Genomic DNA, 15,487 nt, shown 5'->3' with positions numbered 1-15,487 from the left:
ATTCGCAAAATTATTCTTATCTTTGCACCCGTCAGACATGGAATAAGACAATGAATATTGAATTTGAAAATGCGGCTTTAGAGGAACTCTACACCAATGGCAAGACCCAAGACCACCAATATAAGCGTCTTTCAAAGGACGTTGTGAAACAATACATCAAGGTGGTCAACTATATTAAGGCTGTCAACCGACTAGAGGACCTCTTTCAAATCAAGTCGCTCCACTACGAGAAAAAGAAAGGCGATCTCAATGGTGTTGATGTCGTATGGATAAATGCCCAATATCGCCTTTTCTTCTACAGTTCACCTGATGATACAGGTATCATTGTAAATGCATTGTTATTTGAAATTTCGAAGCATTATGAGTAAGAAAGTATTAACCCCATTCGTTGCCACACATCCTGGTGAAATGATTAAGGACGAACTCAAGGAACGTGGCATGACCCAGAAGCAGTTGGCAGCAGAGACAGGCATCAAGCCCTCTGTGCTCAGCGAGACCATCAATGGCAAGCGCAGCGTGTCGCTCAGTGTTGCTGTTGCTTTAGAGAAAGCCCTTGGCATTTCTGCTGACATCTGGATGAACATGCAGACGCAGTACGACCTCGACACAGCCAATATCACTGAGCGTGACAATCAGCGCCAGACCGTTTCCATCACCATTCCCATGCGCGATCGTAATCTCCTTCAGGAGTTAGTCCGTAAGTTTGGTTGGGCCTGCGTCTTCTGAGCAATATGGAGATGTCATAGCAAAGGCCGTCCCATCAAAACAAAAAATCCCTGACCTGCCACCATGCAGGCCAGGGATTCTTTTTATTTTCATTTTCCCAAATGATATGCCGATATGCCGGTTTGCCAAAACTAAGCTCTTTCGGTGCAAAAATACGTAATATTTTCCAATTATCGGCTCATTTTGAGCTAAAAAATACGTTTTGAAGCATAATTTTGAGCCGATTCCGCTTCTCATGTCTTTTGTTTATGTTCGATCATTTCGGGGTGCAAAGGTACAAAATTTTTGGCCAATTTGCAAGTTTTTTGAGAAAAACATGGGGGGACATACCCTCAATTCTCCTTACAAAAGCCCCTCTGAGATTTAAAAATTCTCCACCAAAAAATTTTTGCGCGCGTACAGGCGAAATATGCGCAAATAACTAATATACTGATAGTTAGAGGCTTATAAAAACACCTCCAAAAGTGTAAAGAATCAGAAAGCGTTCGCATATTCGTTTAGGGTGCAACGGAGCCTGTTTTACCCTGCAACTCATGCTGAGTTACCATGTAAAACAGGCTCCGTTAGGGTGTAACTCAGCCTCCGTTGCATCGTAAAATCGATAGGGGTCAAAAATGGGCGAAAATCAAGCCGAAAACACCCCAAAAACACCCCTTTCGCCGCTCTAGTTTGTCCATTCTCAGACCCCCAATTTTTAGCACTTTTTCTTTACATGTATAATTATTTATGGCATATCGGCAAACCGGCAAACCGGCAAACCATTTGGTTTTTTCACTTTCATGATAGGGAGCGTGAAGGAGGGTAGTATAATAACTATATTTATATATATTATAATATATATTAAATATAGAATATATATATCCCTTTTCATTGATGCGCCATAAAAATATCGATTTTCCAAATGGTTTGCCGGTTTGCCGGTTTGCCGGTTTGCCACAAACCGAAAATACCCCAAACCATTATTTGATATATTTCTGACATCTTGCACCCAGTCCTGTCGTCCTTCTGTCATCATTGCATGGCAAACCGGCAAACCGGCAAACCGGCAAACCATTTCGTTTTTTCATTTTCCATACCCCAATTTAAGCAAAAGTCGAGATCGTTGTATGCATTTTAGCGGAGTTTAGATGTGATTTTTCTGCATTTTAGCGGAGTTTAGATGTGATTTTTCTGCATTTTAGCGGAGTTTAGATGTGATTTTTCTGCATTTTAGCGGAGTTTAGATGTGATAATCTTACGCTTATAGCTTTCTCGCAAACACGCGATGTTGAGATTGACGGCAATACAATACATATCATTTCGGCATCGGAATGGTCGCTTAAAAACAAGGACTGACCTGTGACCCCATACACCCCTACACCCATATCATTTCGTTTTTTCATTTCAGCATAACTCATTTAGCCCCACCACCTCAAACTCCTTCAGGTTGATATACGCATCCATGTCGTCGTTCTCCTCGTCGAACGCATCGATGGCCGCATATACAGCCTCCACCAACGGCTCCCTCCTGTTCTGCAGTCGCAGCATCTTCCCATACAGCGACCTTAATTGCCTTCTGTCGCCCACCAGGCAGACAGACATAAATGCTGGATTACTCATTTGTTTTTTTTCGTGCGAAGGTAGAAGATCTGGGCGAGACGAGCGAATATTTTAGATCAGTTTAGATCGAATTAGGAAAGATTAGAGAAAATATAAATATAAATGCATATATTTCATTGGAATTATGTATCTTTGCAATCAGAACTAAAGACGATATAAATATATGCTAAGAAACAGACTGCCTGAAATAGAAATACCATATGACAACCCTTTTCAGAATGATAAGCTGAACAGGAAATCATGTGCGGATACGTTCTGCTCATTGGTGAAGATGTATTCCGATACGGGTTGTGTGGTTGCGCTAAATGGTGATTGGGGAATGGGAAAAACCACCTTTGTAAGGATGCTTATGCAGAAGATGGAAAAAGAACATGCTCATCCTTTGTATTTTAATGCTTGGGAGAACGATTATGTTTCAGATCCACTGATAGCGCTGCTTGCAGAATTGAAAGTATTGTCGCCACAATCGAGCAAATGGAATAATGTCGTTGCATGTGGAGCTAAAGTTTTGACAAGCGCAGCAACGTCGGCAGTAAAGACCATAGTAAAGAATAAACTTGGGATAGATTCTGATGCATTTGAAGCAGGTGCTGATGAGATTGAAAAGTTGCTGAAAGACGATATAGAGGAATTCTCGAAACAAAAGACCTCGTTTGCGGAATTTCGTAAAGCCCTGCAAAATTATATTGCAGAAAACACAACGGAGGATTATCCTGTTGTTTTCTTCGTGGATGAACTTGATAGATGTAATCCTCGTTTCTCTGTACATGTATTGGAACGTATTAAGCATTTGTTTGATATTCCTAACGTTGTGTTTGTCTTGTCTATCAATAAGAAGCAACTTGGTTATGCCGTGCAGGGGTATTTTGGTAGCGCAAATATTGATGCTGACAACTATTTACGTCGTTTTATTGACATTGAATATTCGCTTCCGCAGCCAGATCGTGAGGAATTCTGTCAATATCTCTATCATTTTTATTGTTTTGATGAGGTATTTGGTAATAAGGATAGAAAACATAATACTGAGTTCCAATCTGAAGGTGATAATTTTCTGCAGATGGCAAAGATATTATTATCCTCGTCCAAGATAGACCTTCGTACTATAGATAAGGTTATGGCTCATACCCGATTGGCTTTAATGGAGTTTGGAAAAAATAACTATATTATACCTGATGTTTATTTCTTGCTGTGCTATCTTAAAATTGTGAAGCCTGAACTATATCGTCAGATTGTTGATACCAGTTTTACTGCCCAACAACTGTTAACAGAGTTGGAAAGTTATTTTCCACGAGAGTTGTTAGTGATGGATGTTGAAAACACAGCATGGAGGCAGATGGCTCATACGATAGCATCGTTAGTTTATATGTATACACTTAATTTTAACGGAATTGAACGCGAGCAAATTATTGATCCTAAGAATAATATGGCAAGCGTTCTTAAAACAACGTGTATTGATCAAAGATTTTTTGATGAAACGCTTTCATTCAAAAAATATCGAATAGGATGGGCGAATACCCCATTGCATTTTCTAATCAAAAGGATAGAGCTTGAACAAGGATTTGTGACTTACTAAAATATATCATATTAAACAATAATGGCATGGATAAGAATGGTTTTATAGATTTCAATACGAGGATCTCACCAGAGAATTCTGGGAAGGCTGATAGTTATGCTCGAGCCATTACGATTCTCGAAGAGGTATTGCCATATCATAAAGAGATAGACCTAGAGGGACATTCACTTTATGAACTGCCTGATGCCGCTATTGATGAGGTTATACGTGTGGTCAAAGAAGAAGTGAAAAAGATGAGAAATCGTCAGCAGAATATCTTTGACACCTATGGCAGACCAAACCAAAGGAGCTATCCACTTAATTCTTTCTGCTCAGCAGCTTTGAAGAGTTTGAAGAAGTATGCAGAATATGAGAGGGAAGTGGTGGAGGTTGACAAGCTCGTAGCCTTGGAAACGAATCCAAAAAAGATTTCGAAGAAGCTCACTGATTACTTTGACATAACCAAGGAAGGTGAAGATATTCAATCAGTTACGAAACGAAGAAAAGGCCAGGAATATTTCCGTCACATGATACTCGCTAACTATGGCGGCCGCTGTGCCCTGACAGGAATTAGTGTGCCACAAATGTTGCTGGCCAGTCACATCATTCCATGGTCAGATAGCAAACCGCAGCAGAAACTTAGTCCAGAGAATGGCATCTGTTTGTCTGCTCTTTATGATAAAGCTTTTGACAAAGGCCTTATGACCATCTCGCCAGATGACTACTCAGTCCAGCTGTCTTCTGCGTTGCGAGATTATGGGTCGCAAGAGTATTTTGAAAGACACTTTGGTGGCATCGATGGCAAGAAGATAACTATGCCAATGATGTATGAGCCCAATCGCAATTTCTTGGCATATCACAGAGATCATGTGTTTGTAGGAATTTGAAGCAAACAATTTAAGATATTCTTGTGACTATATAATCTTTAATATGACTTTCGTTAATTTTGACTTAAAAAAAGCCTGTTCGTTTTAGTATTTACAAATAAATTTGTATCTTTGTAGCTGCAATCTAAATATAGTGGCTGTGATGTGCGTTGAGATGTGCTGAGCCATTATGAAAGCACTGCAATTAGAATACGTTACTAAACCTTTTCTGAAGCCTTGATAGCCGTGATAGTCGAACAGGAGGAGTAAGCACTCACGTTTTCTTTTTGTAGTTAGATAGTAATAATTAAACGTTCGTAATGGGTGCTTGCGGACAACGAAAGACAAATAACAATAAAGGAATAATATAGAGTCTTTGACATCCTTGTTTTGACTGATTAACCAGAATTACGACAAAAGGAACACATCAGTTGGACAAGCAATTGGATGTTTGCGCTCATACGGGCGTGGACAGTTAGATTGTTGTCTGATGTGGGGCCGTCGTAAGCCTTGGTTAAACGCATCTTTCTTCCACGCCCTTTTTTCGAAAACGAAGAGAGGGTTTTTCATGTCAAAGAAAAAATATAAAGGAATAGATTTGTTCTGTGGTATTGGCGGTTTTCGACTTGCTATGGAAGATAATAATGTAGAGTGTGTTTTCTCTTCCGATAATGATAAGTTTGCACAATTAACCTATCAAGCTAATTTTGGCGAAATTCCAGAAGGTGATATTAAAAAAATAGAAGCAAAAGACATTCCTTCATTCGAAATTCTCGCTGCGGGATTTCCCTGTCAACCATTCAGTTATGCTGGCGAAAAACTTGGATTCAATGATGAGATAAGAGGAACATTGTTCTTTGATATTTGCAGGATTCTTGAGTACCATAAACCACCAATGGTGTTCTTGGAGAATGTGAAGGGTTTGAAATCTCATGAGAATGGAAAGACGTTGAATACCATTATTGAGAAGTTAAAGGAATTGGGGTACTTCCCCCATTGGAAAATACTTTCTTCTCTCGATTATGGCTTGCCACAAAAAAGAGAACGTTGGTATTGCGTAGCTTTCCGTAAAGACGTTGATTTCTCTTGGCCAGAACCTATCGGAGGACATCCTGTTTTAAGAGACATTGTCGACTTAAATGATGACAATCCATCGTTAAAGCTCCCTCAGTTCGAATTAGATAGAATCGATTATCATTTTTCTGTTGCTAAACCAGGCGATAGAGTCAAGCACGATAATTCCAAATATGCGCCTCATACAAAAAAAGGTAAGTATGGTGTATACTCCTTTCAGAAGCCTGATGGGTCATTGAGATTTCATGTTGGTGATGCGGCCAAAACACAAATTCAGGAAGCATTCTATTCATGTCTTGATACCTATGCCTCAACGATTATCGCCAACAGGACACCTAAACTGTGGGATATTAGAAGAAAACTCTCTGTATTGGAAGCTCAAAGACTACAAGGATTTCCTGATGATTTTAAATTTCCCGTTTCTGATGCACAAGCGTATCATCAGTTGGGAAATTCAGTGAGTGTTCCGATCATCAAGTTAATTATGAAGGAAATGATTCAAACTTACAATAAAATCGAGTAGCGATGAAGTACTTTTCAATTGAAACTGTGGTGAATGCCTATGAAGGATTCCAAAATTGTATGACTAACAAGTCATGGGGATATTTGGCATTGTTGAAAGGCTGTAAGAATAGTATACGACCATCCGTGCCAAATGAAGTAGATACGACTATCGTATCTAATTTCCTTGAAGATATTTTCAATTTATCCGATACAAAGAAATACTACGAAAGCGGCCGAACTCTATATGTCGTTTTCTCAAACCAATGGGACCGTTATTTCAATGACCAAGGAAGTTATTCTCCTAATATCTATGATGTGATAGCTTGGGCTTATCGTAGAAAAGCATTCGCTGATAATATTTCGAACGAGGATATTATTGCTATGTTCGCAAAAGAATTCAATATTCCTATGAATGTCATTTCGAACAGTTTTAATAAACAACCCAAGTCTTTAAAATTTTCGGATTCATTGTATACGGAATCATTGTTAAAGATGGAATTAGCTGACTGTGATGTTGATACGAGTAAGAATAATATAGATGCAAAGAAAGGTGGCTTCGCTGCTGCACCTGGGGAAATAAGTCGTGGCCCATTTATTCAAACTTTATATGCAGGACTGGAAATTACTGATTATGTACTAATTCTACAATCTAATTATTTTTCACTTTATGGAGATAGAGAAAAAGAGATAGATAATAATCGTGACGAAATCAGTATTAAATCTCTTCAGCGAATCTTCTATGGTGCACCAGGAACAGGAAAGTCTCATGAGATAAAAGAGCAAACGGAAGGTAGAGCTGTGGTGAGAACTACATTCCACCCAGATAGCGATTACTCGACATTTGTTGGTTGCTATAAGCCAAGCATGAAGTCTAAGGACAGAATATATTCTGCAGAAGAATTGGCTGTAAAACTGAAAGAAATCAAGAATACTGGGGTAACATATCCTTGCCATAAATTTGCAGCAAAGTATTGGAGATCATTAAAAGATCTCGATGCTAATTGTATAAAGCAGATATTGCTTGCTTGTGGGTTTACAGAGGCATATGGTGTTGAGGTTTCAAAAGGAGTCGCTATTGGTCAGGAATATCTTAACAAAGAAGAAGACGGTAAGATTATATACATGTTTACTCCACAGGCCTTTACTAATGCTTATGTTAAAGCTTGGAGTACAACAGAAGATGTATATCTTATAATCGAGGAAATCAATCGTGGCAATTGCGCTCAGATATTTGGTGATTTGTTCCAATTGTTGGATCGTGGTGATGATGGGAATTCTGAATATCCTATTGATGCAGATACAGACCTTGGCAACTATATTGCAAAGGAATTAGAAAGTAGTACACGTACAGATTTTCCTGAAGGTGTAAAGGATGGTAAGAAATTGGTTCTCCCTTCCAACCTTCACATTTGGGCCACGATGAATACAAGTGACCAAAGCCTGTTCCCAATTGACTCTGCTTTCAAGCGTCGTTGGGACTGGAAATATCTGCCCATTGAGAATGCTGAAAAGGGTTGGAAGATAAAGGTCAATGGAAATGAATACGATTGGTATCAATTCTTGGAAGCTATAAATAAAGAGGTATTTGATCTAACGCATAGTGAGGACAAGCAATTAGGTTATTTCTTTGCAAAGGCGAAAGGCACTGAGATAGATGCAGAAACGCTAGTGAACAAAGTCTATTTCTACCTTTGGACTGATGTGTTCAAGGACTATGACTACGAGAGCCAAAATGCATTCAGAAAGCCTAATAGTAATGAACCAATTGCTTTCAAAGACTTCTTTAAGAAAGGGCAAGAGTTGGATGAGCAAATGGCTGAACAAGTGCTGATTAATCTGAAACTAGAAAAGCTTAACAAACCACAAGATTTGTTTGCATGAAAATTCTTGTAGAGGAATGTCAGTATGATGCCGCATTGGTGCGCGATGTGCTGCAAGGCGTAGATGCTTTGCAAAATGTCGAAGGGCTAGTGTCGCTCAGTTATGTGGGCTATTTCTACAACCCCAAACTGAATGGCGGCAAAGGCGATACTGTGTTCATTCTACCTAAGGTTTTGATGAATGAGGAAGGGAAGGTGTTCTCAAAGTATGCTCCTGACGATATCATCCATATGGATACCTGTAAACTGAATGACCAGGAAAGAAGATTCCTCTATGAGTTTGCAGTATGGATATATAGAGCTGTAGATGTGTACCAGCGTTTGCATAAAGATAGCGACATCGTATATCATCGCAAGATATCGCAGGTGGGACGTGGTTTGAAGAAACGTGCCAACACATTGTTGGACATACTGCTTTCTTTGATTCAGTTCAACAAGGATAACCAGTCGCTAATCACTTTTATCCTTAAGAACCTTCATTCAGGTTTCAATAAAATCAATTGGACGCGAACGATCAACCACTCAGCTGCTATCATCCAAAATGATGAGCCTGTATATATTAATCCTGTGAATAAAAGGCGTCAAGTGAATTTTGACGAGGAGCTACTTGTTATCTACTATAGTATACTCAATTATATTAGTCAGACATATGGCTTCCATGTGGATATAACCGTTGGATTTCCGCTTATTACAGGCTCAAAATTTGAAAGCTATCTGAAAGGTAGAGGAGTTGTTCGTTTACGCCAAATCAAATATAAGTATTTCTCAGACAAGATGCTGGAGCTATGGAATCTCTGCTATGCTTTCTTTGCCCATCGTACTGAGATCACCACAAGTGCCGAACTGAAAGAGTACCTGCTCGTAAAGAATTTCTATGTGGTATTTGAGGCCATTATAGATGAATTGATTGGCGACAGTAAAGATGATCTGCCAAAGGACTTCAAGGACCAGAAAGATGGAAAACTGGTAGACCATCTCTACACCTACCCAGGACTGTTAGAAGCTGATGAAGAACAGCGAACTTACTATATTGGAGATAGTAAGTATTATAAAATAGGTGGTTCTCTGGGTGACACGTCTATCTATAAACAATACACCTATGCACGAAATATTGTGCAGTATAACATTGACTTGTGGATGGACGAAAATACTCCTGACCCAGAGATAAAACTTAGGGATGATGTGACGGAGGGATATAATATCATTCCCAACTTCTTCATCAGCGCAGCAATGGAAAAGGACGACTACAGTTATAACCATCGTGAGATAACGCTCACTAAGATAACTGGCAAGAGAAATCCTGAAATCAAGTTCCAATTCAAGGATCGATTGTTTGACCGTGATACTATGCTGCTTTCACGCTATAATGTGAATTTCCTGTTTGTGATATCGTTATATGCTCGTAATAAACAAGCAGAGAAAGCAGAATGGAAAGATGAGGTGAGAGCACAGTTCCGTAGGGAAATACGTAAGGTGTTGGAAGATGAGTACAGTTTCTACCCAATGCGTTCAAGAGGCGTAGTCTTGGATGACTATATGACTCAGCATTTTCGTCAGCTCAATGGTAAAGTGTTCACGCCATTCCAAGATAAAGGTATTTTGACTTTAGCGCTTCACACCCCTAATGGCAGACATACATTGAGTGCTGAACAGGCAAGTCTAGTAAACATGCTAAGGGCTGATTTTGACATTGACGATAATTATAATTTGGGAAATGAGCCTCAATTGCCACCACCTACAGACTTGCAGTTTATGGTGGACGACTATGTGTTACTTGGATACTATAGGAGCGAAGAACAACTTAAGTGGATTCTCAACAAGAAGCATTATAATGTTCGTTCTGGAAAAGATGGAGGCTCGCTAGACTTGTCGTCAAGTGTTTGTGCTGCGCGATTCTTGTTACTTTATGGTAAGGATGGTATATACAAGTTCGCCCTGAAACCCAACAGCGTTCGTGTATGGGACAAGCAAGACATGATTAATGATGGCTACAAGAATCCTCGTCACGATTTCTATCTGGTATTCTTTATTGAAAAGCAAATTGTAGAGGGCGACTTTGCAAAGATGAGCTTCGATGAGAATAAAATAAAGAACTTGCTGAATCAGTATGGAAAAGACAATGCTGGTCATGACAAAGGAGCAGTAGCTGTTCCTTTCTCTGAGTTAGCAAGATGCAAAAATGACTTATAAGTAACAGAGCGACAGATTAAGAATTGCTTCGAGTTACTGACGTTTTCTTTTGATAATATAATATGGATAAACTCTCTCCCCAACAACGACATGCCAACATGGCGGCGATTCGGTCGAAGGACACGAAGCCTGAGATGATTGTGCGCAAAGGGTTGTGGCGTAGGGGATTCAGGTATCGGCTGAACCATAAGCGGCTGCCTGGGCATCCTGACCTAGTGCTGAGGAAATATCGCACGTGCATCTTTGTAAATGGGTGCTTCTGGCATGGACACAAGGTGATGTTTGATGGAAGAGGTGTGATGGCTGAGGGCATCGCGAACTCTGAATGCTGTAAGATTCCTAAGACGAACCGTGAGTTCTGGGTGGCGAAGATCTGCAGGAACAAGGAACGTGACAGGGAGGAACAGCGCAGGCTGGCTGAGATGGGATGGCACTGCATCACGGTGTGGGAGTGTGAGCTGAGGCCTCAGAAGCGTGAAGAGACGCTGGATGCCATCGCGTTTACGCTGAACCATATTTGGCTGCAGGACCATGGTGCGAGGGCTAATGTGAGATGGATGATGGAAGAAGGAAGTGGGCTGAAAGCTGCAGAAGAGAGGTCTGATGTCTGATGGAGGAATAAAACAAAAACTGGCTCGTCATCACGACGTGCCAGTTCTTGTATTAATAATTAATTTTTTTAATTTAATGAAACCAAAAATCAAATGTTAGCAAAACGCTCACAAATGTTTCTTGGGTGCAAAATTATGATTTTTTTTTGAAGTACCAAACTTTTAAGCAAATTATTTCGTAACTTTGCAGGAAAAAAGAAGGCTGATGGCGGATGTGAGATGTCTGATGTCTGATGTCTGAGGGCGGATGTTATATGAAAAGGGATATGAAACGGATTGAGGTTGTTGCAGCGATTATTCATGATGGGGAGGGGCGCATCTTCGCCACCCAGCGTGGATATGGCGACTATAAGGACGGATGGGAGTTTCCTGGGGGAAAGATGGAACCTGGGGAGACGCCTGAGGAGGCGCTGAAGCGCGAGATTTGGGAGGAGCTGGAAACACGGATCGTGGTGGAAAGGCTGGTGCAGACGGTGGAATGGGATTATTCAGCCTTTTACCTGACCATGCACTGCTTCTGGTGCCACGTGGAGAGTGGACAGCTGACGCTGAAGGAGCATGAGGCGGCGAAGTGGCTGGCTATGGACGAGCTGGACAGCGTGGACTGGCTGCCGGCTGACAGAGAAGTGGTGGGGAAGATCTAAGCGGATTATTTCGTATCTTTGCAGGCAAAAAATTAAACAAGTATGGATATTAGCATAGCAACATTAGAGGATTTGAAGAAACTAAGGCCGGATTTATACCTGGCTGTTAAGGAGGAGATATTCCCTCCTAAACGTAAATATAAGAAAAGAGTATCGAAGAACGATGATTTCGACATTTCCAATTATAATAGGGTGATTAGAGAGGCGATGATTGGGGATCTGGTTCAGAGGAAATCGAATGGTTTAGTTGGTGAGGTGATTGACATCAAGGTTTTGAGTCCGAGTGTGAAAAGACTTATCGTGAAGAACTTGAGTGGGATTAAATCTGGCATAGTAAATGATATTAGCACGTACTATGTGCTTGAGGAGAAGGATGAAGGCTGATGTCTGAGGGCTGAAAAGTCTCTATTTTATGCATTTTATACGCTGTATTGCATAAAAAAGTATGTTTTTTGTGCAATAGACTTGCTGAATTGAAGAAAAAACTATATATTTGCAGCGTGTTCAGCAAAAGTATAATGTTCAGCCGGACTGAACAATGGTTTAAAACTGAACACTTGGCCATATGATTAAAGAACGTCAAATACTGGAGAGTGCTGTTGAGAATCTCAGAAATCAATGTCAACGCATAAGGATTGAGGTGTGTCCCAATGGGGATAGCAATGGCTTTGTTGATATTTCTGGAATAAAGTTCAGATGTGAAATCAAACAATATGTCAAGAGCTCACAAATTCCCTCTATTATTAACCAATGCAAAAGCAATGGCACCAATCTGCTTGTTGCTGAATATATTAGCAGCACGGCAATGGAACGACTTGTTGAGCAGGATATAAACGTCCTTGATACAAGTGGCAATTGTTTTGTCGAGGTGAAAGATAGGTTGTTTATCCACATAACTGGGAATAAGAAAACCCTTCCTGACAAAGAAAAGGGAATGAATTTCAAGGTATCGGGTTTCAAAGTATTATTTAGTATTCTGACCTTGGAAGACGAACAGATTCCGTCTATCAGAAATCTTGCATCAAAATCTGGTTCATCTAATGGAACTGTCAAACATGTAATTGATGTCTTGGAGGCAAATGACTATATTATTTCTAGTGGCAAGAACAAATTTATTAAGGATAGAGAACGCCTGTTGGAAGATTGGGTGGATTTGTTCAATAAATCACAAAGATCAGCTTTGCAATTAGGGCGAGCTTCGTGGATTATATCAAATAAAGAGTGGCAAAAAGTTTCATTGCCAGAAGGCATGATTTGGGGAGGAGATCCTGGAGCATACCTGATGAATGGCTATATGACACCAGCAGAATTCTGTATTTACACAGAGCTCCCTGTCAGAGAAATAGTGAAGACGAAGGCCATGGTTCCTAACAAAGAAGGTGATATTATTTTCTATCAGAAATTCTGGGAGGGAAAACTAAGTGAGTTAGGTTCTGCCATACTGTTCTATGCAGACCTGATTAATCAAAACAACAGCCGCTGTCTGGAAGCAGCAAAGAGAATAAGAGATGAAAGACTTACATATACAAAGTAACCAATTTGTACTACCACAACAATTTGAAACGCTCAAAAAGTTATGCCAGTGCCTTGGGAATCAGGATTTCTTTGTAATTGGAGCCGCAGCAAGAGACATGCTTTCTATAGCACTGGATATTGATCTTTCCACAAGAACAACACGAGATTTGGATATTAGCATTGCTGTTGAATCATGGGATAGTTTCATGAAGATACAGGAATTGCTGATAAGTTCTGGTTTTGAGAAGGACAATGTTAGAAAACAAAGATTCTACTATAAGGATTTTGAACTTGACGTGGTGCCTTTTGGAAAGTTGAGTGAAGATGGCGCCAAGATTTACTGGCCACCAGAGGCGAGTCCGGAGATGACAGTAAGAGGCTTTGAATCCGTGTTGAAAGAGTGTGTAAACGTAAAGGTTGATGATGCGGCTATTGAATTCAAGATTCCAACTACTGCAGGTTTGTTTGTTACAAAGCTGGACGCATGGATTGACCGTGGTCTTGAAAAAGACAACGATATGGATGACATGATGTATCTTGTGGACAATTACTACGTGCCAAATTGCACAGAACCAGCTTATACTGAGGTCTACGATGCCGTTGAAGACGCTGACCCGTTTGTCTCAGGAGCTTATATGTTGGCGATGGATGCTTCTTTACTATTGACGGATGAGGAAAAAGCATACTATAGAGATGTCATTGAAAAAGAACTGACTAAGCAGGAAACTAGTTTGCTTATACAGAAATCAATGAAATCAAGCAAGAAAGATTATGATACTGTGTATCGGGCTTGGGAACTGTTTGTTAAACGTTTAGTTCAGAACTGAGAACTGAGAACTGAGAACTGAGAGGTGGTACTTAACTAAATGCTGATGAAATATAGATTTAGGATATCGGGCGTGCATTATGCGGCAAACCCTGAGGCCGAGGAGAGGAGGATGGCCGACACGGAGGAGATGCACGAGAAGACACGCGCGATGTTGAGAAAACTGGAGAGTGAGAGACCTGTGGTGTCGCTGCTGGCTGACCCAAGTAACCATTATAACCCTGACTGCGTGATTGCGTTTTCGAGGGGAAAGAGGATTGGACGCGTGGCCGACGAGTGTGTGAACAAAGTAAAGAGTCTGCTGGCGCAGAGCGAGGATCCCATCCTGTTTGCGCACATCGAAGAGGTGGCCGTGAGGGAACATGGCTGGCTGATGGTGTGTGTGGAGGCGGAAGAGCTGAAGGAGATGCTGCCCCTGCAGTCGTCGACCATCGACTGGAGCATGTGGCTGAAGGACGACCTGATGCGACTGTCGCCCCACCAGCAGATATTGACTGAGATGGAGGCGTACTACATGCTGAAGAACATGCTGAGGGGCAACGTGGACGAGGCGGACCTGGAGGAGCTAAGGACGTATCTGGGCCTGTGGATGCAGGGCAGCTGTCACGACCTGAGCAGGGAGACGCGTGAGGCGCGCACGCAGTTCATTGCGCAACTGGAGAACGCCCAACGCGAGGAGGTGAGGCGACTGAACGAGCCGCTGAAGGAGCAGCGTACGTCGATATGCGGACGCATGGCCCTGATTGAACGCACATCGCAATGGTGGACGGAGCGACTGGAGAGCGAGGAGATGCAGCGCCTGTGGATGCAGTGGTGGCTGGACAACGAGGGACGGCCGCTGGAGGGTCTGAAACGGTTGGACGAGCAACTGCGAAGGATGCCTGGCGGACTGTATGGCGACATGGGGCAGCGCGACGTGGTGCTGTCGCGCCTCTATTATATGAACACGCCTCGCAAGGCGCTGGATGCCATCGTGACGCTGCTGATGCTGAGGGAACTGGCGTGCAGGAAGATGGACATAGAGATGAGGCCGATGACGGCAGCCGACTATGCTGCATTGGAGAGGCATGGCGTGATGTCGAAACCCAAGGCACCGCTGAAGACCGTGAAGTCGAAGAAGGCGCTGGCTCCGGCCGTGGTGAACGCAGCGAAGGTGGACGAGGTGGTGCACCTGCTGGCGCAACTGATGGAGGGCAAGACGAAGCCCAAGGACGTGTTGATGCCTGTGCGTGCAGCCATGGATGCTGGCGTGATCAGACGACCCACATGGGAGGAGTTCAGGGGCGAGTTTGGCAAGGAGAAACTGAAGTCGAAGTCGTCGTACAGTGACTATACGAAACCTGAGAACCAGCCATACAGTGGGAACGACTTCGAAACGATGAAAGCAGCGTTCGAGGCGCTATAAAAGTCGAACAAAATCCGATCATTTCCGGTCATTTCCGATCATTTCCGACCGTTCGGAAATGACCGGATTTTTTTCTTGCATTTGCTTCGGCAATG

The 15,487-nt window shown here is 41.8% G+C and carries 14 protein-coding genes; 13 read left to right on the top strand and 1 reads right to left on the bottom strand.

Features of this window, described 5'->3' with window-relative positions; translation table 11 throughout:
- The first annotated feature begins 50 nt into the window (after positions 1-50).
- Together M1D30_RS07550 and M1D30_RS07545 are read left to right on the top strand one after the other, a co-directional pair.
- Positions 51-368 carry a type II toxin-antitoxin system RelE/ParE family toxin gene (locus tag M1D30_RS07550; RefSeq protein WP_248502583.1) on the top strand — a complete coding sequence of 106 codons (318 nt, stop codon included), beginning with the start codon at positions 51-53 and terminating at the stop codon, positions 366-368.
- Entirely contained in the window at positions 361-726 is a 366-nt protein-coding gene (locus M1D30_RS07545; RefSeq protein ID WP_248502578.1) for a HigA family addiction module antitoxin, read from the top strand. Before M1D30_RS07550 ends, M1D30_RS07545 begins: the two co-directional genes overlap by 8 nt.
- A gap of 1,383 nt (positions 727-2,109) precedes the next feature.
- Here M1D30_RS07545 and M1D30_RS07540 read toward each other — a convergent pair.
- Positions 2,110-2,325, bottom strand: a complete 216-nt coding sequence (locus M1D30_RS07540) for a hypothetical protein (protein WP_248502571.1) — start codon at positions 2,323-2,325, stop codon at positions 2,110-2,112.
- A gap of 163 nt (positions 2,326-2,488) precedes the next feature.
- Here M1D30_RS07540 and M1D30_RS07535 point away from each other — a divergent pair, with 163 nt between their 5' ends.
- From M1D30_RS07535 to M1D30_RS07485, 11 genes are all read left to right on the top strand, one after another.
- Positions 2,489-3,898 (top strand): P-loop NTPase fold protein, encoded by a 1,410-nt coding sequence (locus M1D30_RS07535; protein WP_248502569.1) that lies wholly within the window; start codon positions 2,489-2,491, stop codon positions 3,896-3,898.
- A 128-nt stretch (positions 3,899-4,026) separates the two neighbouring features.
- Positions 4,027-4,764, top strand: coding sequence for an HNH endonuclease (locus M1D30_RS07530; protein ID WP_248502566.1), 738 nt, complete (start codon positions 4,027-4,029; stop codon positions 4,762-4,764).
- Positions 4,765-5,311: 547 nt separating this feature from the next.
- Positions 5,312-6,340, top strand: a complete 1,029-nt coding sequence (locus M1D30_RS07525; protein ID WP_256466166.1) for a DNA cytosine methyltransferase — start codon at positions 5,312-5,314, stop codon at positions 6,338-6,340.
- Between the two features lie 2 nt (positions 6,341-6,342).
- Positions 6,343-8,202 carry a hypothetical protein gene (locus tag M1D30_RS07520; RefSeq protein WP_248502564.1) on the top strand — a complete coding sequence of 620 codons (1,860 nt, stop codon included), beginning with the start codon at positions 6,343-6,345 and terminating at the stop codon, positions 8,200-8,202.
- Positions 8,199-10,391 carry an LlaJI family restriction endonuclease gene (locus M1D30_RS07515; RefSeq protein ID WP_248502562.1) on the top strand — a complete coding sequence of 731 codons (2,193 nt, stop codon included), beginning with the start codon at positions 8,199-8,201 and terminating at the stop codon, positions 10,389-10,391. Before M1D30_RS07520 ends, M1D30_RS07515 begins: the two co-directional genes overlap by 4 nt.
- Before the next feature lie 62 nt (positions 10,392-10,453).
- A complete protein-coding gene (locus tag M1D30_RS07510; protein WP_248502560.1) occupies positions 10,454-11,002 on the top strand; it encodes a very short patch repair endonuclease in 549 nt (182 codons plus the stop codon).
- Positions 11,003-11,268: 266 nt separating this feature from the next.
- Entirely contained in the window at positions 11,269-11,646 is a 378-nt protein-coding gene (locus M1D30_RS07505) for a (deoxy)nucleoside triphosphate pyrophosphohydrolase (RefSeq protein WP_248502558.1), read from the top strand.
- Between the two features lie 42 nt (positions 11,647-11,688).
- Complete coding sequence (locus tag M1D30_RS07500; RefSeq protein ID WP_248502551.1) at positions 11,689-12,030, top strand: hypothetical protein; 342 nt, start codon at positions 11,689-11,691, stop codon at positions 12,028-12,030.
- Positions 12,031-12,211: 181 nt separating this feature from the next.
- Complete coding sequence (locus M1D30_RS07495; protein WP_248502549.1) at positions 12,212-13,180, top strand: type IV toxin-antitoxin system AbiEi family antitoxin; 969 nt, start codon at positions 12,212-12,214, stop codon at positions 13,178-13,180.
- Positions 13,155-13,988, top strand: a complete 834-nt coding sequence (locus tag M1D30_RS07490; protein ID WP_248502547.1) for a nucleotidyltransferase — start codon at positions 13,155-13,157, stop codon at positions 13,986-13,988. The genes M1D30_RS07495 and M1D30_RS07490 overlap by 26 nt, the downstream gene beginning before the upstream one ends.
- A 45-nt stretch (positions 13,989-14,033) precedes the next feature.
- The gene (locus M1D30_RS07485) at positions 14,034-15,392 is read left to right on the top strand and encodes a hypothetical protein (protein WP_248502545.1); all 1,359 of its coding nucleotides are present in this window, start codon (positions 14,034-14,036) and stop codon (positions 15,390-15,392) included.
- Positions 15,393-15,487 lie beyond the last annotated feature (95 nt).

The organism is Prevotella sp. E15-22 (assembly GCF_023204875.1).
In the GTDB taxonomy this organism is placed as follows: Bacteria; Bacteroidota; Bacteroidia; order Bacteroidales; family Bacteroidaceae; genus Prevotella.
This window is presented reverse-complemented; position numbering and strand designations above follow the sequence as displayed.